This is a genomic window from Citrobacter sp. RHBSTW-00599, from assembly GCF_013784065.1.
GTDB classification, from domain to species: Bacteria; Pseudomonadota; Gammaproteobacteria; order Enterobacterales; family Enterobacteriaceae; genus Citrobacter; species Citrobacter braakii.
Genome location: NZ_CP056717.1, coordinates 3,872,149 through 3,889,475 on the forward strand (window position 1 = coordinate 3,872,149; position 17,327 = coordinate 3,889,475).

Consider the following 17,327-nt stretch of genomic DNA (forward strand, 5'->3'; position numbering starts at 1 on the left):
ACCAACATATCCCATGAGCTTGCGATGAGTTTTGATATAGCCAAATACCCGACCCTGGCGCTGGTCGACTCCACTCAGGAGTTACGCCTGCTGCCAAAAGAGAGCCTGCCAAAGCTTTGCGACGAACTGCGCCGCTATTTGCTCGACAGCGTAAGCCGTTCCAGCGGGCACTTCGCCTCTGGTCTGGGCACGGTGGAACTCACCGTAGCGCTGCACTACGTCTACAACACCCCGTTTGACCAGTTAATCTGGGATGTGGGACATCAGGCTTACCCGCACAAAATTCTGACCGGCCGCCGCGATAAAATCGGCACCATTCGGCAGAAAGGCGGTTTGCATCCATTCCCATGGCGCGGTGAGAGCGAATATGACGTACTGAGCGTTGGGCACTCCTCAACCTCCATCAGCGCAGGTATCGGTATTGCGGTTGCTGCCGAGAAAGAAGGCAAGGAACGCCGTACCGTTTGTGTGATTGGGGACGGTGCAATCACCGCAGGCATGGCATTTGAAGCGATGAACCACGCGGGTGATATTAAGCCCGACATGCTGGTTATCCTCAACGACAACGAAATGTCGATTTCAGAGAACGTCGGCGCGCTGAACAATCACCTGGCGCAACTGCTCTCAGGCAAACTCTACTCCTCGCTGCGCGAAGGCGGGAAGAAAGTGTTCTCCGGTGTACCACCGATTAAAGAACTGCTCAAACGTACCGAAGAGCACATCAAAGGCATGGTTGTGCCGGGTACGCTGTTTGAAGAACTGGGCTTTAACTATATTGGTCCGGTGGACGGTCACGACGTGCTGGGGCTTATCACCACGCTTAAGAACATGCGCGATCTCAAAGGTCCACAGTTCCTGCACATCATGACCAAAAAAGGTCGTGGCTACGAGCCAGCGGAAAAAGATCCGATTACGTTCCACGCGGTACCCAAATTCGATCCATCCAGCGGATGTCTGCCGAAAAGCAGCGGCGGCCTGCCGAGCTATTCAAAAATCTTCGGTGACTGGCTGTGTGAGACCGCGGCGAAAGACAATAAGCTGATGGCGATCACCCCGGCGATGCGCGAAGGCTCCGGTATGGTGGAGTTCTCACGTAAGTTCCCGGACCGCTACTTTGATGTGGCGATTGCCGAGCAGCACGCGGTGACGTTTGCGGCCGGTCTGGCGATTGGCGGTTATAAGCCGGTCGTGGCTATTTACTCCACCTTCCTGCAACGCGCTTACGATCAGGTACTGCATGATGTCGCCATCCAGAAACTGCCGGTCCTGTTCGCCGTCGACCGGGCAGGTATCGTTGGCGCAGATGGACAAACCCACCAAGGGGCGTTCGACCTCTCTTTCCTGCGCTGCATCCCGGAAATGGTCATTATGACCCCAAGCGATGAGAACGAATGTCGCCAGATGCTGTTCACCGGCTATCACTACAACGACGGTCCAACGGTCGTACGTTATCCGCGCGGTAACGCGGTGGGCGTTGAGCTGGCGCCGCTGGAACATCTGCCAATCGGCAAAGGCATCGTGAAGCGTCACGGGGAGAAAGTGGCGATTCTCAACTTCGGCACCCTAATGCCGGAAGCCGCTCAGGTCGCAGAATCACTGAACGCCACGCTGGTTGATATGCGCTTTGTGAAACCGCTGGATGAAACGTTGATCCTCGAAATGGCAGCCCAACACGAGGTGCTGGTCACCCTCGAAGAGAATGCCATTATGGGCGGCGCTGGTAGCGGCGTAAACGAAGTGCTAATGGCCCATCGCAAGCCTGTTCCGGTGCTGAACATTGGCCTGCCTGACTTCTTCATCCCGCAGGGGACTCAGGACGAGGCTCGCGCCGAACTGGGACTTAATGCCGCCGGAATTGAGGCCAAAATCAAGGCCTGGCTGGCATAATCCCCTCCCCGCTCCTGCTATGCTTAACTCATCACGAGCATAGCAGGAGTGGATTAATGAAATACAACACCTTAGGAAAAACCGACCTACGGGTCTCCCGCCTTTGCCTGGGTTGCATGACGTTTGGCGAGCCCAATCGCGGCAATCACGCCTGGACGCTACCAGAAGAAAGCAGCCGCCCGATAATCAAACACGCTCTTGAAGGCGGCATTAACTTTTTTGATACCGCCAACAGCTACTCCGCTGGCAGCAGCGAAGAGATTGTCGGCCGCGCACTGCGTGATTTCGCCCGCCGCGAAGATGTCGTGGTCGCCACCAAGGTTTTTCACCAGGTTGATGATTTAGCGGAAGGATTATCCCGCGCACAAATCTTGCGCTCAATCGACGATAGCCTCAGACGCCTGGGTATGGACTATGTGGACATCCTGCAAATTCACCGCTGGGATTACAATACGCCTATCGAAGAAACTCTGGAAGCCCTTAACGACGTAGTGAAAGCCGGTAAAGCTCGCTATATTGGCGCCTCATCCATGCACGCATCTCAGTTTGCTCAGGCGCTGGCCTTACAGAAACAACACGGCTGGGCGCAGTTCGTTAGCATGCAGGATCACTACAACCTGATCTACCGTGAGGAAGAGCGCGAAATGCTGCCGCTTTGCTATCAGGAAGGCGTCGCGGTGATCCCTTGGAGTCCGCTAGCGCGTGGTCGCCTGACGCGCCCCTGGGGAGAAACGACCGCACGTCTGGTTTCTGATGAAGTCGGTAAAAATTTATACAGTGACAGCGATGAAAACGACGCCCAAATTGCCGCGCGGCTGACCTGTGTCAGTGAGGAATTAGGCGTAACGCGTGCGCAGGTTGCGCTGGCCTGGCTGCTGAGCAAACCGGGGGTGGCAGCGCCGATTATCGGCACTTCGCGCGAGGAACAGCTGGATGAGTTACTTAATGCGGTGGATTTGACGCTGAAGCCAGAGCAGATTGCCGAGCTGGAAACGCCGTACAAACAGCATCCGGTGGTCGGATTTAAATAATCTGGCATTGCCCGATGGCGCTGCGCTTATCGGGCCTACGAAACCGCCATCGTGTTTCCAGGCCAGATAAGGCGTTTACGCTGCCATCCGGCAAACCTATTTAAATGATCCCTACCGGCCAGTGATGGCCGATAAAATACAAAATTCCGGCGGAGAGTATTCCGGCCACAATATCATCAATCATGATCCCCGTACCGCCATGCACGTTGCGATCGAACCAACGGATCGGCCACGGCTTCCACATATCCAGAATACGGAAAATCACAAATCCCGCGGCGACCCACTGCCAGTCGTGGGTCGGCAGCGCCATCAGGGTTATCCACATCCCGACAAACTCGTCCCAAACAATGCTACCGTGATCGTGCACGCCCATATCTTTCGCCGTTTGATGGCACAGATAAACGCCGATACAGATAGACAACATGACCACCAGTGAATACAGCTGCCACGGCAGAAACGTCATTAAATACCAAAAAGGGATCGCCGCCAGCGATCCCATCGTGCCTGGAACAATTGGGCTCAGCCCGCTGCCAAAACCGGTGGCCAACAGGTGCCACGGATTGCGCATACTCAGGCGGCTTTTGGCGACATCTTTTTTAAGGCGCGGCAAAATGGTCATATCCTTTCCAGTCGAACGTGACGGGTTTTCCGTCGCGCGTAAAGTGAATGCCTTCCACGTCCGCGCTCATCTGCCCAATGCAGGTAAACGATGCGCCGAGATTTCCCAGCGCCACGTCCAGTGCGCCACGGTTAATTTCCGGTACGGTAAAGCATAACTCATAATCTTCACCCCCCGAAAGCGCCCAGCGCAGGGCTTGTTCCGGCTCAACGTGTTGGGCAAATGCCGTGGAGTATGGCAACGCATCGACGTTAACCCGCGCCCCACAGCCGCAGGCATTGACGATATGCCCCAGATCGGAAATCAGGCCGTCGGAAATATCGATAGCCGCACTGGCCAGATCGCGCAGGGCTTGTCCCTGCAAAATACGCGGCGTTGGACGCAGATGACGTTTAAGCAGATAGTCTGCGTCTTTTGCATCTGCCACCTGCAAGCGATCCTGCAAAATCGCCAGCCCGGCCGCGCTGTCGCCCGGCGTACCGGTCACATAAATCCAGTCCCCCGGTTTCGCACCGGAGCGTTTTAAGGCCCGTCCAACAGGGACGTAGCCGTGGATACCCAGCGTCATCGACAGTGGCCCACGCGTGGTGTCACCACCTATCAGCTGCATATCATAGTAATTGAGGAGTTCAAACAGGCCATCGCTGAAGGCTTCAAGCCAGGCTTCATCGACGTCAGGCAGTGTGAGCGCCAGCGTCAGCCACGCAGGATCGGCTCCCATCGCCGCCAGATCGCTCAAATTCACTGACAGCGCTTTCCAGGCGAGATCGGTGGGATCAATGTCGGGGAGGAAGTGATTGCCTGCCACCAGCGTATCAGTGCTGATCGCCAGCGTTTGTTTTTCAGGGATGTTCAGAAGTGCGCAATCGTCACCAATACCGGTTTCGACATCAAGACGAGACGTTCTTACGCGGTCAAAATAACGGGCAATCAGGGAAAATTCGCCGCATGCCATACGTTATGCCTCAGCAGAAAAAAAAGAAAAAGCCGGGGTCAGCGGAAACAAGTTCCACCATCCAGCCGGCCTCGGGATTACTTTTTGTTGGGGCGAATCACAGGTGCTGCTTTATCCAGTACGCCGTTCACGAATTTATGGCTGTCTTCAGCGCCGAAGGTTTTCGCCAGTTCAATCGCTTCGTTGATGGCCACTTTGTACGGCACATCACTACGTTTAGACAGTTCAAACAGCGCAATACGCAGCACGGCTTTTTCTACCTGACCCAGCTCTTCCAACAGACGAGACAGATAAGGCTTCATTAATCCATCCAGGTACGCGCTGTTAGTCGCCACCCCGGACAGCAGTTCACGGAAATACAGAACGTCGACATCTTTTACGTCCTGTTCCGCCAGGAACTGGTATTCAACATCAGCGATGTCGTTCTGGGACAACTGCCAGGAGTAGAGCGCCTGGACGGCACACTCACGGGCGCGGCGACGAGCAGCAGGTTTCACGGATTTCCCCTTACAAAAATCAGGCCTTGATGGCTTTCAATACATTAATCATTTCAAGTGCAGTCAGTGCAGCTTCTGCGCCTTTGTTGCCGGCTTTAGTGCCAGCACGTTCGATGGCTTGTTCAATACTTTCGGTGGTCAGAACACCGAAGGCTACCGGAATGCCACTGTCCTGAGCGACATGCGCCAGGCCATTGCTTGCACCGCCAGCCACATATTCGAAGTGCGCGGTACCACCACGAATCACCGTACCTAACGCAATCACCGCGTCGTATTTACCGGATTTTGCAAGTACTGAGGCTGCCAGCGGCAGCTCATACGCGCCCGGAACCCAAACGACGGTAATGTTTTCATCTTTAACCTGACCAATACGTTTCAGGGCGTCGATCGCACCTTCCAGCAGGCTGTCATTGATAAAGTTGTTGAAACGCGCAATGGTGATGGCGACGCGAGCGTCCGGGGTAGCAACGTTAGCTTCAATAATGTTCATATTCTTCCTTCGGATTCACTAGACCCCGCAGGGGGGCGGATTTTATCATAATAATCTGTGCGCTGCTTCCCTTTCGAACCGGGAGATCATGCGCCCACTAAATGCAGGCAAAGGTCCGGACCTACATGGCGTATTTCGTTGAATTTGAAATGGGGGGCGTCAGCCAGTTTCTCAAGGCCTGGAAGCACACATAATCCTCGTGCATCGCTGCCTAACAGTTTAGGCGCAACATACACAATTAGCTCATCGACCAGACCGGCCTGTAATAACGCGCCCGCAAGCGTTGGACCTGCTTCAACCCAAATGCTGTTAATTTGCTGCTTGCCCAGTTGCATCATCAGCACCACCAGATCCAGATGCCCGTTATGTTCCGGCACCTTCAGGCTGCGCACCGTCTCCGGCCAACTACGAGGATCATCTTTTGTCCGGGCAATCCAGGTTTCTCCAGGCTGTTGCACAATACGGTGTTCCGGCGTGACCTGATTCTGGCTATCAACAACAATGCGGATAGGCTGGCGCAGATTTTCCTGCGGGTAACTCGCCTGGGTTGACTCCCCAAGTTCCGACCAACGCACGGTAAGCTGAGGGTCGTCAGCCAACACCGTAGCGCTGCTGGTTAAGATGGCGTGGCTTTGCGCCCGTAATCGTTGCACATCGCGACGCGCCTGTGGCGAGGTTATCCACTGGCTTTCACCACTGGCCATCGCCGTACGCCCATCAAGCGATGCACCAAGTTTAAGCTGCACGTAGGGGAATCCCGTACGCATACGCTTGAGAAAGCCTTTATTAAGCTGCTCAACCTCGCTCATCATCAGCCCGTGACTGACGTCAATGCCCGCCTGCTGCAAACGGTAGAGACCACGACCTGCTACCTGCGGATTGGGATCCTGCATCGCTGCAACCACACGTGACACGCCTGCGGCAATCAGCGCATCGCAGCACGGGGGGGTACGACCATGATGGCTGCAGGGTTCAAGCGTTACATAGGCAGTCGCCCCTTGCGCTTTTTCTCCAGCCATGCGCAGAGCATGGACTTCGGCATGCGGTTCACCCGCGCGGTGATGATACCCTTCACCGACGATCTCCCCATCTTTGACAATCACGCAGCCCACGTTGGGATTGGGGTGAGTGGTAAAACGTCCGCGCGCAGCAAGCTTCAGCGCGCGCGCCATGTACAATTCATCCTGCATGGCTTAGTCCTGTAGGCGAGCAATCTCTTCGCCAAATTCTTTGATATCTTCGAAACTCCGGTAAACCGAGGCAAAGCGGATGTAGGCGACTTTATCGAGTTTTTTCAACTGCTCCATCACCAGGTTGCCGATCATCTTGCTCGGCACCTCACGCTCGCCAGTCGCACGCAGTTGTGATTTGATATGGTTCAACGCCATTTCGACGTCATCTGAGCTGACCGGACGTTTCTCAAGCGCTCTGAGCATGCCGCTGCGCAGCTTATCTTCATTAAAGGGTTCACGCACATCGTTGCTTTTCACAACGCGTGGCATGACAAGTTCAGCCACTTCAAAAGTGGTGAAACGTTCGTTACAGACCAGACACTGCCGACGGCGGCGTACTGAGGAGCCCTCGCCTACAAGACGAGAGTCAATTACCTTAGTGTCTACGGCGAAACAGAATGGGCAATGCATACGGCGTCCTGTCCTCAGTGGTTAACAGAAATCTATTTTACCCTGAACTGGCGTGACAACAAAGGCGCAGCGCTTTTGAGACAAAGGATCGATGCCTTCGTGCTCGGTGCGCACTACCATTATGCTATCGCGACAATGAAGGAAGTAATCACAATGACAAGACGTTACCTAAGAATTCTCCTGGTGGGAAGTCTCTTTAGTCTTAGCGCATGCGCACAGCAAAGCGAAGTACGCCAGATGCATCAAAGCGTTAGTACGTTGAATAAAGAGATGACACAGCTAAATCAGGAAACGGTAAAAATTACACAACAAAATATGTTGAATGCCAAATCAACCAGCGGAGCCTATCTGCTGCCGGGTTCCAATACACCAGCCCGACTGGACAGCCAGATTGGCATGTTACGGATGTCACTTGTCAATATTGCGCCGAACGCCGACGGCACGCGGCTCACATTACGTATTCAGGGTGAATCCACTACGCCTTTACCCGCCTTTAGCGCCGCCGTAGAGTATGGACAAATTCAGGGCACCACGGATAACTATCAGGAAACGAACGTTCAGAACCAATTGGTAACGGCCCCGGCAAGTATCCTTGCTCCCAGCGACGTAGACATTCCGCTGCAGATAAATGGCCTCTCTCCGGACCAGTTAGGATTTGTTCGTATCCACGACATCCAGCCTGTTAATCAATAAACTTTTTTGCGGGACGTTTTGTGCGTTCCGCAACATCACTCCGGCCCGTTTTGTTACTCACCTGACATAACCGATATTTCTGGTAAAACTTGGCAACATTCATGGGAGCCAGTACAATTCGCCGCCTAAAGTGAGCAAACGTGAACGCAATCGATTACGTAAATGATAGAACTGTGAAACAACACATATTTTTGTGAACAATGATTTTTATAATAGGCTCCGAAGAAACACGAAATATTTAGAAACGCAATTTGCGCCTTTTTCACTCCCGAAAGGGATTTCAAACAGTGGCATACATATGAAAAAAACATTACTTGCAGCCGGTGCAGTGCTGGCGCTCTCCTCGTCTTTTACTGCCAACGCTGCAGAAAATGACAAACCGCAATATCTGTCCGACTGGTGGCACCAGAGCGTCAACGTGGTGGGAAGCTACCACACCCGTTTCTCTCCGAAACTGAACAATGACGTGTATCTGGAATACGAAGCGTTTGCCAAAAAAGACTGGTTTGACTTCTATGGCTACATCGATATTCCGAAAACCTTCGACTGGGGTAACGGCAACGATAAAGGCATCTGGTCTGACGGTTCCCCGCTGTTTATGGAAATCGAACCGCGTTTCTCCATCGATAAACTGACCGGTGCTGACCTGAGCTTTGGTCCGTTCAAAGAGTGGTATTTCGCCAACAACTACATCTACGATATGGGTGATAACAAAGCCAGCCGCCAGAGCACCTGGTATATGGGTCTGGGTACCGATATCGATACCGGTCTGCCGATGGGTCTGTCCCTGAACGTGTATGCTAAATACCAGTGGCAGAACTATGGCGCATCCAACGAAAACGAGTGGGATGGCTACCGTTTCAAAGTGAAATACTTTGTGCCGATCACCCAAGTTTGGGGCGGCCAACTGACCTACATCGGCTTCACCAACTTCGACTGGGGCTCCGATTTGGGTGATGATCCGAACCGCACCAGCAACTCTATCGCTTCCAGCCACGTCCTGGCGCTGAACTACGATCACTGGCACTACTCCGTAGTAGCGCGTTACTTCCATAACGGCGGCCAGTGGAAAGGTGGAGATACTCTGAACTGGGGCGAAGGCGACTTCAGCGCGAAATCTACCGGTTGGGGTGGTTACCTGGTCGTAGGTTACAACTTCTAATCCTGCCAATTTATCGCAGACAAGCCAGCTTAACCGCTGGCTTTTTTATGGCTGGTCTTCACAGCGTACTTTACGTAAAAAGTCACTTAGCGAGCGATCTGCAGATTCACGAAAATGCCTGTCGAGCGGCGTGATCTTCAGACACCGATCAACGCGAAAGCAGCGATAATCGTCACGTTTCTCGCACCAGGCAACCAGCAACCAGTGCTCACCCCAGAAAAATAACCCCAGCGGCTGAACGTCGCGCCAAGAGAGATTCCCGGACTCGTCGCGATAATGCAGCGCCAGCACCTGCTGCGCCGAAACCGCGCGATGTAAGAGATCAAAAGCACTGCGTGAATGCGGCTGATTGCCAAAATCTGGCGCGAAAACCCGCGTTTGCTCGGCTCTGCGCCGACACTCTGGCGGCAATATCGCCAGCACTTTTTCCTGCGCGGATTCCAGCGCCTGTGAGAGTGAATCCCCGCCCCATGTTTTCAGCAACCGAATCGCTACCATTAACGCTTCTGATTCGCGATGCGTTAACATCAACGGCGGCAGATCAAACCCCGCCATTAAGCGGTATCCACTGCCCACTTCACCTTCAATGGGCACGCCGGATAAAGAGAGATCGCGGATATCGCGATAAATCGTCCGTTCAGAAACCTCAAGACGTTCTGCCAGCAGCGCCGCCGTTGTCACTCGCCTGCCACGCAGGATTTGTACAATCTGAAACAAGCGGTCGGCGCGTCTGGTCATTTTAATCCTCAGTCCTGAAAATATTACGCGGGTTGATGTAAACCAACACGATTGCCTTCGCTGTCAGTAAACAGCGCAATAGTGCCAATATCCTGCCCCAGTTCGAGCGGACCAAACACGCACTGACCGCCAGCGGTGGCGACGCGTTTAAGCGTTGCAGCCAAATCGTCCGTATGCAGATAAATAATAGCGCCCTGCGCTGAAGGCGTAATACCGTCAAATTTAGCCAGCGCCCCGCCGGGAGCGGGATCCTGATGTGGAAATACGGCCAGCTCCGCGCTGTCCATATTCTCACGACGCAAAGAAACCTGCATCACTGGCTCATAAAAAGCAATGGCGCGCTCCATTTGTGCCACGGGGATTTCAAACCAGCTAATTACGTTATTCATACTTCCTCCTGCCTGTGTGGGTAATCTCGGAAGGACTATAAGACAGGGCTACTGACAGCATACTGTCAGTAGTATGGCGACCGGAAAAGATAATGGACTGCTCGCAAATCGCAGGCAAAAAAAATCCCGACCTTGCGATCGGGATTCCAGTATCTTCACTCTTAATAGTTTAAGGCAGAATTGACGGTTGATCCGCCCCTTCTTTCTCAACCTTCTGCTGCAGCATGTGCTCACGCTTCATACCCAGCTTCAGCGCCAGCGCCGATGCTACGTAGATAGAAGATGCAGTACCGATGGAAACACCGATCAGCATCGTCAGCGAGAAGCCTTCCAGTACCGGACCACCGAACAGGAACAGCATCAGAATAACCATCAACGTCGTACCGGACGTAATCAACGTACGGTGCAGCGTCTGAGTCAATGACACGTTAAAGATTTCGTAAGGCGTACCGCGACGAATTTTGCGGAAGTTTTCACGAATACGGTCAGATACGACGATACTGTCGTTCAGCGAGTAACCGATTACCGACATCAACGATGCGACGATAGTCAGATCAATCTCGATATGGAACAACGACAGGATCCCAAGTGTGATAATCACGTCGTGCGCCAGAGCGATAACTACCCCTGCCGCCAGTCGCCACTCAAAGCGGAAACCGACGTACACCAGGATAGATATCAACGCCGCCATCAGCGCCATTGCACCGGTTTGCGCCAGGTCTGCACCCACGCTCGGACCCACGAATTCAATTCGCTTCACCGCGGCGTTTTGGTTGGTGGATTCGTTAATCACACTCAACACTTTGCTGCCCAGTACCTGACCGCCGTCTGCGCCTTCAGTTGGCGGCATACGCACCATAATGTCGTGGCTGCTGCCGAAGTTCTGCAGAAGCGGATCAACAAAGCCCGCTTTCTCCAGCGCATCGCGCATCACGTCCATATCGGCCGGTTTTTCCAGCGTGATTTCAATTACCGTACCACCGGTGAAATCGAGACCCCAGTTAAACCCGCGTACGCCCATCACCACGATGGCCGCAATCAGCAGGAAACCTGAAATGCCGAAAGCCCAGTAGTCCCAGCGCATAAAGTCCCAGACTTTACGGCCGTGGTTCAATTGTTCAACAGTATATTCCTGTGCCACTTCGCACTCCTCAGATTGACAGCTTTTTGACGCGCTTGCCGCCATACAACAGGTTTACGATGGCACGTGTACCGACAATCGCGGTAAACATCGACGTCGCCACACCAATACCGGTAGTAATCGCGAACCCTTTAATTGCCCCGGTGCCAACTGCGTACAGGATAATGACCTTAATCAGCGTCGTAATGTTCGCATCAAAGATGGAGCTAAATGCGCCCGCATAACCTTCATTGATGGCCTGCTGCACCGAACGCCCGTTACTCAACTCTTCTTTGATACGTTCGTTAATCAGTACGTTCGCATCGACCGCGACGGCAAGGGTTAAGACGATCCCCGCAATCCCCGGCATACTCAGCGTAGCGCCCGGCAGTAGCGACATAATACCGACAATCAGTACCAGGTTAGCAATCAGCGCACTGGTCGCGATCAGACCGAACTTCTTATAGAAGAAGATCATGAACAGAATAGACACCACCAGACCGGCCAGACACGCTTCCAAACCCTGTTTAATGTTCTGCATACCCAGGGTAGGACCGATGGTACGTTCTTCAACAATCTGAATCGGCGCAATCAACGCACCGGCACGTAACAGCAGAGAAAGCTGACGCGCTTCGTTCGGGTTGTTAATACCGGTGATACGGAAGCTGTTGCCCAGGCGAGACTGGATATTGGCGATGTTAATCACCTCTTCCTGTTTCACCAGCACGGCGCGACCGTTGGCATCTTTTTTACCGCTGTCTTTGTACTCCACGAACAGGGTCGCCATCGGCTTACCGATGTTGTCCTTGGTGAAGTTGGACATGATGTTACCACCCGCGCTATCCAGCGAGATGTTAACCTGCGGCTGATTGTATTCGTCCTGGCTGGAAGTGGAGTCGGTGATATGATCACCGGTCAGGATCACGCGTTTGTACAGCACAACCGGCTGACCTTCACGAGACTGTTTCACTTCCGAATCACCCGGTACACGCCCGGATGCCGCAGCAGACTGGTCAACGTTGGTGTTCACCAGACGGAATTCCAGCGTCGCGGTAGCGCCCAGAATTTCTTTCGCACGCGCGGTATCCTGAATGCCTGGCAGTTCGACCACAATGCGGTCAGCACCCTGACGTTGGACCACCGGCTCAGCAACACCCAGTTGGTTAACACGATTACGCAGAATGTTGATGTTCTGCTGTACCGCGTATTCACGGGCTTCGCTCAGGCGCGCATCGGTCATCACCGCACGCAGAGCATTGCTGCCCTGGCTGGAAATAACCAGATCCTGGTGACGCTTGCTCAGGTAAGAGATAGCTTCATCACGGGCGCTGCTATCACGGAAGGTGATGCTCAGACCGTAGTTATCTTCTTTGCGAACGGTAGTATAAGGAATGCCTTTTTCACGCAGATCGCTGCGCAGGCTATCGATATTTTGTTCCTGCAACTTACTCAGCGCGGTGTCCATATCCACTTCCATCAGGAAGTGAACGCCGCCACGCAGGTCAAGACCGAGTTTCATCGGTTCTGCGTGAATGGCTGCCAGCCAGCGTGGAGTTGCCGGTGCAAGGTTAAGCGCCACGACGTATTGATCGCCCAATACGCCCATTAACACTTCACGAGCGCGCAGTTGGGTATCAGTGGAGTCGAAGCGCGCAAGAATAGCACCCTCTTCCAGAGCCACAGACTTAGGTGTGATTTTATCTTCTTGTAACGTTTTCTGGACCTGGATCAGCGTTTGCTCACTGGCGGCGGCACCGCGCACGCCAGTGATTTGAACAGCCGGATCCTCACCATACAGGTTGGGAAGCGCATAGAGCAGACCGACGACAATAACGACGATCAGCATGACATACTTCCACAAAGGATAACGGTTTAACACGGCAGTTCCCTTTGGGAAAACAATAAATTACAGCGCCTTCATGGTGCCTTTCGGCAGAACGGCAGCTACGAAATCACGTTTAATAACCACTTCAGTGGTGTCGTTCAGCGCGATAGCGATGTAGCCAGATTCTGCTACTTTGGTCACGCGACCCACCAGACCACCGTTAGTCAGCACTTCATCGCCTTTCGCAATGGAGTTCATCAGATTTTTGTGTTCTTTGGTGCGCTTTTGCTGCGGGCGCAGGATCATGAAGTAGAAAATCAGACCAAACACCACCAGCATCAGAATCAGAGACATCGGGCTGCCCTGCGCCGGAGCACCTGTTGCCGCTACCGCATCAGAAATAAAAAAGCTCATTCAAATTCCCTCATTATTAAAATTAATCAACGTTCACAGGTGGAACTGGTCTACCCTGACGTTGGTAAAAATCGGTCACGAAGCTCTCTAATTTACCCTCTTCAATAGCCTTGCGTAAACCCGCCATCAAACGCTGGTAGTAGCGAAGGTTATGAATCGTGTTGAGTCGCGCGCCCAATATTTCGTTGCAACGGTCGAGATGATGCAAGTAAGCGCGCGAATAATTGCGACAGGTGTAGCAATCACACTCAGCATCGAGCGGACTGGTGTCGCTTTTATGTTTCGCGTTACGAATTTTTACCACGCCGTCAGTCACAAACAAATGACCATTACGGGCATTTCGCGTTGGCATCACGCAGTCAAACATATCGATACCGCGACGTACGCCTTCAACCAGATCTTCTGGTTTGCCGACGCCCATCAGGTAACGAGGTTTATCTGCCGGAATCTGTGGGCATACATGCTCCAGGATGCGGTGCATATCTTCCTTCGGCTCACCGACAGCCAAACCGCCGACAGCGTAGCCATCAAAACCGATGTCTACCAGACCTTTAACGGAGATATCACGTAAATCTTCGTAAACACTGCCCTGAATGATGCCAAAAAGCGCATTTTTGTTGCCGAGGCTATCAAAACGATCCCGACTGCGCTTCGCCCAACGCAGAGACATCTCCATCGAGCGTTTAGCATAGTCCCAGTCGGCCGGATACGGTGTACATTCGTCGAAGATCATGACGATATCGGAACCGAGATCGTATTGAATCTCCATCGACTTCTCGGGATCGAGGAAAATCGGATCGCCGTTGATTGGGTTACGGAAATGCACGCCCTGCTCGGTAATCTTACGGATATCACCCAGGCTGAAAACCTGGAAGCCGCCGGAATCGGTGAGGATTGGCCCTTTCCACTGCATAAAATCGTGCAGATCGCCATGCAGTTTCATGATTTCCTGCCCCGGGCGCAGCCACAGGTGGAAGGTGTTACCGAGGATAATCTGCGCGCCAGTTGCTTCAACTTCTTCCGGCGTCATGCCTTTCACGGTGCCGTAAGTACCGACCGGCATAAAAGCAGGTGTTTCTACTACGCCACGATCAAAAACCAAGCGGCCGCGGCGAGCGCGACCGTCTGTGGTATCCAGTTCAAATTTCATCTTAACTCCTGCGTCAGAAAAACAGTCCGACGTTTTAAATACTCATATCGCGGATTTATTCCCCGACACGCTCAGAAATAGCCTGCGGATTGTACGTGATAAACATCGCATCACCGTAACTAAAAAAGCGATATTCCGCTTTTACCGCTTCATGATAGGCGTGCATGGTGTTTTTATAACCAGCAAACGCGGAAACCAGCATGATCAGCGTTGATTCCGGTAGGTGGAAGTTGGTTACCAGGGCATCAATCACCTGATATTTATAGCCAGGATAAATGAATATTTGCGTATCGCCGAAAAACGGCTCGATAAGGTCGTTTTTGGCCGCCTGTGCCGCGCTTTCCAGTGAACGTACGGAGGTGGTGCCCACCGCAATCACGCGGTTGCCGCGCGCTTTCGCCGCCAGCACAGCATCAACGACATCCTGCGGCACTTCCGCATATTCGGAGTGCATGATGTGATCTTCGATGGTGTCTACGCGCACCGGCTGGAAAGTCCCCGCGCCCACGTGCAGCGTGACGAACGCCATTTCAATGCCTTTATCGCGCAGCTTAGCCAGCAGCGGATCGTCAAAGTGCAGACCCGCAGTCGGCGCGGCGACCGCACCGGGTTTTTCGCTATACACGGTCTGATACAGCTCGCGATCGGCATCTTCATCCGGACGGTCAATATACGGTGGCAGCGGCATATGGCCGATGGCGTTAAGGATATCCAGCACGCTGCGCTCGTCGTTAAACTCGACTTCAAACAGCGCGTCATGGCGTGCCACCATCGTTGCTTTAATACTTTCGTCGTCGCCCAGCAGCAGCTCGGCCCCCGGCTTTGGCGCTTTCGAGGCGCGAATATGCGCCAGAATACGTTTGTCATCCAACATACGCTCGACCAGCACTTCGATCTTGCCGCCGCTGGCTTTACGGCCAAACAGACGCGCCGGAATAACGCGGGTGTTGTTAAAGACCAGCAAATCGCCAGGGTTGAGCTTATCGAGCAAATCGGTGAAAGTACCGTGCGTCAGCGCGCCCGTCGGCCCGTCCAAAGACAGCAAGCGGCAACTACTGCGCTCAGCTTGCGGATAGTGGGCAATCAGGGATTCGGGTAGTTCAAAGGTGAAATCGGTAACGCGCATGACACTGACTCAGACTAAAATAAGAGGCGGGTAGTCTAGTGCCGGGGCGTCCTCCCTGCAACCTTTACCCCTCAAGTTAAAAGACATAATCTATACACAAAATCATTCAAGATGCATCGAGGCGGCAACTGAATGAGTCCCCGGGAGCTTACTCAAGTAAGTGACTGGGGTGAGTGAAGGCAGCCAACAAAGAGGCAGTTTGAAGGATGAAGTGGATATGAATTTTCTTGCACATTTGCATCTGGCTCACCTCGCCGACAGCTCGCTTTCCGGCAATTTGTTGGCCGACTTTGTCCGGGGCAATCCGGAAACGCACTATTCGCCTGACGTGGTGGAAGGCATCTTCATGCACCGTCGTATCGACGTGATGACCGATAACCTGCCGCAGGTGCGTGAAGCCAAAGAGTGGTTTCGCAGCGAAACGCGCCGTGTCGCGGCGATTACGCTGGACGTAATGTGGGATCATTTTCTGTCGCGCCACTGGTCGGAAATATCCCCCGACTTCCCGCTGGCGGACTTTGTGCGCTATGCTCGCACCCAGGTGACCACTATTTTGCCTGAATCGCCACCGCGCTTTATCAATTTAAACAACTATATGTGGTCAGAGAAATGGCTTGAGCGCTATCGGGACATGGATTTTATCCAGAACGTCCTGAATGGCATGGCCAGCCGCCGCCCACGACTCGATGCCCTGCGTGACTCATGGTATGACCTGGATACGCATTACGATGCGTTAGAGGAACGGTTCTGGCAGTTTTATCCGCAAATGATGGAACAGGCGCAGCGTAAAACCCTTTGACTACAGCCCGTATTAGCCGCCGGATAAGCAGTAGCCGCCATCCGGCAAAAGATTGATAGACAAAACCTGTCTCATTGATTGCCAGCGCCTCTTTGTCTTATTCGCGAACACTCTCTATACTGGCCCGCGTTGCGTTCCAAAAACCCCTTAACATTGCAGGAGAATTATATGGTACTGGTAACTCGTCAGGCTCCGGATTTCACAGCAGCTGCGGTACTGGGTAGCGGTGAGATCGTTGAAAACTTCAACTTCAAACAGCATACCAACGGTAAAACTACCGTTCTGTTCTTCTGGCCGATGGACTTCACCTTCGTTTGCCCGTCTGAACTGATCGCTTTCGACAAACGTTACGAAGAATTCCAGAAGCGCGGCGTGGAAGTTGTTGGCGTTTCCTTCGACTCTGAATTTGTCCACAACGCATGGCGTAACACCCCTGTCGACAAAGGCGGCATCGGTGCAGTGAAATACGCAATGGTTGCTGACATCAAACGCGAAATCCAGAAAGCCTACGGCATCGAGCACCCGGAAGCGGGCGTTGCTCTGCGCGGTTCTTTCCTGATCGACGCTAACGGCGTTGTTCGCCACCAGGTGGTTAACGATCTGCCGCTGGGTCGTAACATCGACGAAATGCTGCGCATGGTTGACGCGCTGCAGTTCCACGAAGAGCACGGCGACGTTTGCCCGGCACAGTGGGAAAAAGGTAAAGAAGGTATGAACGCGTCTCCGGACGGCGTGGCAAAATACCTGACCGAGAACGTTTCCAGCCTGTAATTGGCATGAATCGTAAGA

General features: G+C 53.2%; 19 protein-coding genes. 6 read left to right on the top strand and 13 right to left on the bottom strand.

Features of this window, described 5'->3' with window-relative positions; all coding sequences use genetic code 11:
- Positions 1-24: 24 nt before the first annotated feature.
- Complete coding sequence (gene dxs, locus HV243_RS19010; protein WP_049281998.1) at positions 25-1,887, top strand: 1-deoxy-D-xylulose-5-phosphate synthase; 1,863 nt, start codon at positions 25-27, stop codon at positions 1,885-1,887.
- A 56-nt stretch (positions 1,888-1,943) separates the two neighbouring features.
- Positions 1,944-2,918, top strand: coding sequence for a 1-deoxyxylulose-5-phosphate synthase YajO (yajO, locus tag HV243_RS19015; RefSeq protein ID WP_053388987.1), 975 nt, complete (start codon positions 1,944-1,946; stop codon positions 2,916-2,918).
- A gap of 100 nt (positions 2,919-3,018) precedes the next feature.
- Here yajO and pgpA read toward each other — a convergent pair whose 3' ends face one another.
- The 6 genes from pgpA to nrdR all read right to left on the bottom strand — a co-directional run bounded on the left by pgpA (position 3,019) and on the right by nrdR (position 7,122).
- Positions 3,019-3,537 carry a phosphatidylglycerophosphatase A gene (gene pgpA, locus HV243_RS19020; RefSeq protein ID WP_016152036.1) on the bottom strand — a complete coding sequence of 173 codons (519 nt, stop codon included), beginning with the start codon at positions 3,535-3,537 and terminating at the stop codon, positions 3,019-3,021.
- Positions 3,515-4,492 (bottom strand): thiamine-phosphate kinase, encoded by a 978-nt coding sequence (gene thiL / locus HV243_RS19025; RefSeq protein WP_053388988.1) that lies wholly within the window; start codon positions 4,490-4,492, stop codon positions 3,515-3,517. Before thiL ends, pgpA begins: the two co-directional genes overlap by 23 nt.
- A 77-nt stretch (positions 4,493-4,569) precedes the next feature.
- A complete protein-coding gene (gene nusB / locus HV243_RS19030) occupies positions 4,570-4,989 on the bottom strand; it encodes a transcription antitermination factor NusB (protein WP_000801129.1) in 420 nt (139 codons plus the stop codon).
- A 19-nt stretch (positions 4,990-5,008) separates the two neighbouring features.
- Entirely contained in the window at positions 5,009-5,479 is a 471-nt protein-coding gene (ribE, locus tag HV243_RS19035) for a 6,7-dimethyl-8-ribityllumazine synthase (protein WP_016152034.1), read from the bottom strand.
- A gap of 86 nt (positions 5,480-5,565) precedes the next feature.
- Complete coding sequence (gene ribD, locus HV243_RS19040) at positions 5,566-6,669, bottom strand: bifunctional diaminohydroxyphosphoribosylaminopyrimidine deaminase/5-amino-6-(5-phosphoribosylamino)uracil reductase RibD (RefSeq protein ID WP_016152033.1); 1,104 nt, start codon at positions 6,667-6,669, stop codon at positions 5,566-5,568.
- Positions 6,670-6,672: 3 nt separating this feature from the next.
- On the bottom strand, positions 6,673-7,122 hold the full coding sequence (nrdR, locus tag HV243_RS19045; protein ID WP_016152032.1) for a transcriptional regulator NrdR: 450 nt from the start codon (positions 7,120-7,122) through the stop codon (positions 6,673-6,675).
- A 153-nt stretch (positions 7,123-7,275) separates the two neighbouring features.
- Here nrdR and HV243_RS19050 point away from each other — a divergent pair, with 153 nt between their 5' ends.
- Both HV243_RS19050 and HV243_RS19055 read left to right on the top strand, forming a co-directional pair.
- Positions 7,276-7,815, top strand: coding sequence for a DUF3251 domain-containing protein (locus tag HV243_RS19050; protein ID WP_046276106.1), 540 nt, complete (start codon positions 7,276-7,278; stop codon positions 7,813-7,815).
- Between the two features lie 298 nt (positions 7,816-8,113).
- Positions 8,114-8,977, top strand: coding sequence for a nucleoside-specific channel-forming protein Tsx (locus tag HV243_RS19055; protein ID WP_003021561.1), 864 nt, complete (start codon positions 8,114-8,116; stop codon positions 8,975-8,977).
- A 45-nt stretch (positions 8,978-9,022) separates the two neighbouring features.
- Here HV243_RS19055 and HV243_RS19060 read toward each other — a convergent pair whose 3' ends face one another.
- The 7 genes from HV243_RS19060 to queA form a co-directional block, all read right to left on the bottom strand.
- Positions 9,023-9,715, bottom strand: a complete 693-nt coding sequence (locus tag HV243_RS19060) for a YafY family protein (protein ID WP_053388989.1) — start codon at positions 9,713-9,715, stop codon at positions 9,023-9,025.
- 23 nt (positions 9,716-9,738) lie between these two features.
- Complete coding sequence (locus tag HV243_RS19065; RefSeq protein WP_016152028.1) at positions 9,739-10,104, bottom strand: VOC family protein; 366 nt, start codon at positions 10,102-10,104, stop codon at positions 9,739-9,741.
- Positions 10,105-10,273: 169 nt separating this feature from the next.
- Complete coding sequence (gene secF / locus HV243_RS19070) at positions 10,274-11,245, bottom strand: protein translocase subunit SecF (RefSeq protein ID WP_003021550.1); 972 nt, start codon at positions 11,243-11,245, stop codon at positions 10,274-10,276.
- 10 nt (positions 11,246-11,255) lie between these two features.
- Positions 11,256-13,103: a protein translocase subunit SecD gene (secD, locus tag HV243_RS19075; protein ID WP_003021547.1), complete on the bottom strand. Its 1,848-nt coding sequence runs from the start codon at positions 13,101-13,103 to the stop codon at positions 11,256-11,258.
- A 27-nt stretch (positions 13,104-13,130) separates the two neighbouring features.
- Positions 13,131-13,463, bottom strand: coding sequence for a preprotein translocase subunit YajC (gene yajC / locus HV243_RS19080; protein ID WP_003021544.1), 333 nt, complete (start codon positions 13,461-13,463; stop codon positions 13,131-13,133).
- A 22-nt stretch (positions 13,464-13,485) separates the two neighbouring features.
- Positions 13,486-14,613 (bottom strand): tRNA guanosine(34) transglycosylase Tgt, encoded by a 1,128-nt coding sequence (gene tgt, locus HV243_RS19085; protein ID WP_003021535.1) that lies wholly within the window; start codon positions 14,611-14,613, stop codon positions 13,486-13,488.
- Positions 14,614-14,668: 55 nt separating this feature from the next.
- Positions 14,669-15,739, bottom strand: coding sequence for a tRNA preQ1(34) S-adenosylmethionine ribosyltransferase-isomerase QueA (queA, locus tag HV243_RS19090; RefSeq protein ID WP_003021529.1), 1,071 nt, complete (start codon positions 15,737-15,739; stop codon positions 14,669-14,671).
- A 217-nt stretch (positions 15,740-15,956) separates the two neighbouring features.
- Between queA and acpH the strand changes: the two genes are divergently transcribed.
- A complete protein-coding gene (gene acpH / locus HV243_RS19095; RefSeq protein WP_181603865.1) occupies positions 15,957-16,538 on the top strand; it encodes an ACP phosphodiesterase in 582 nt (193 codons plus the stop codon).
- Between the two features lie 168 nt (positions 16,539-16,706).
- Entirely contained in the window at positions 16,707-17,309 is a 603-nt protein-coding gene (locus tag HV243_RS19100; protein ID WP_003021524.1) for a peroxiredoxin, read from the top strand.
- The last annotated feature ends 18 nt before the right edge of the window (positions 17,310-17,327 follow it).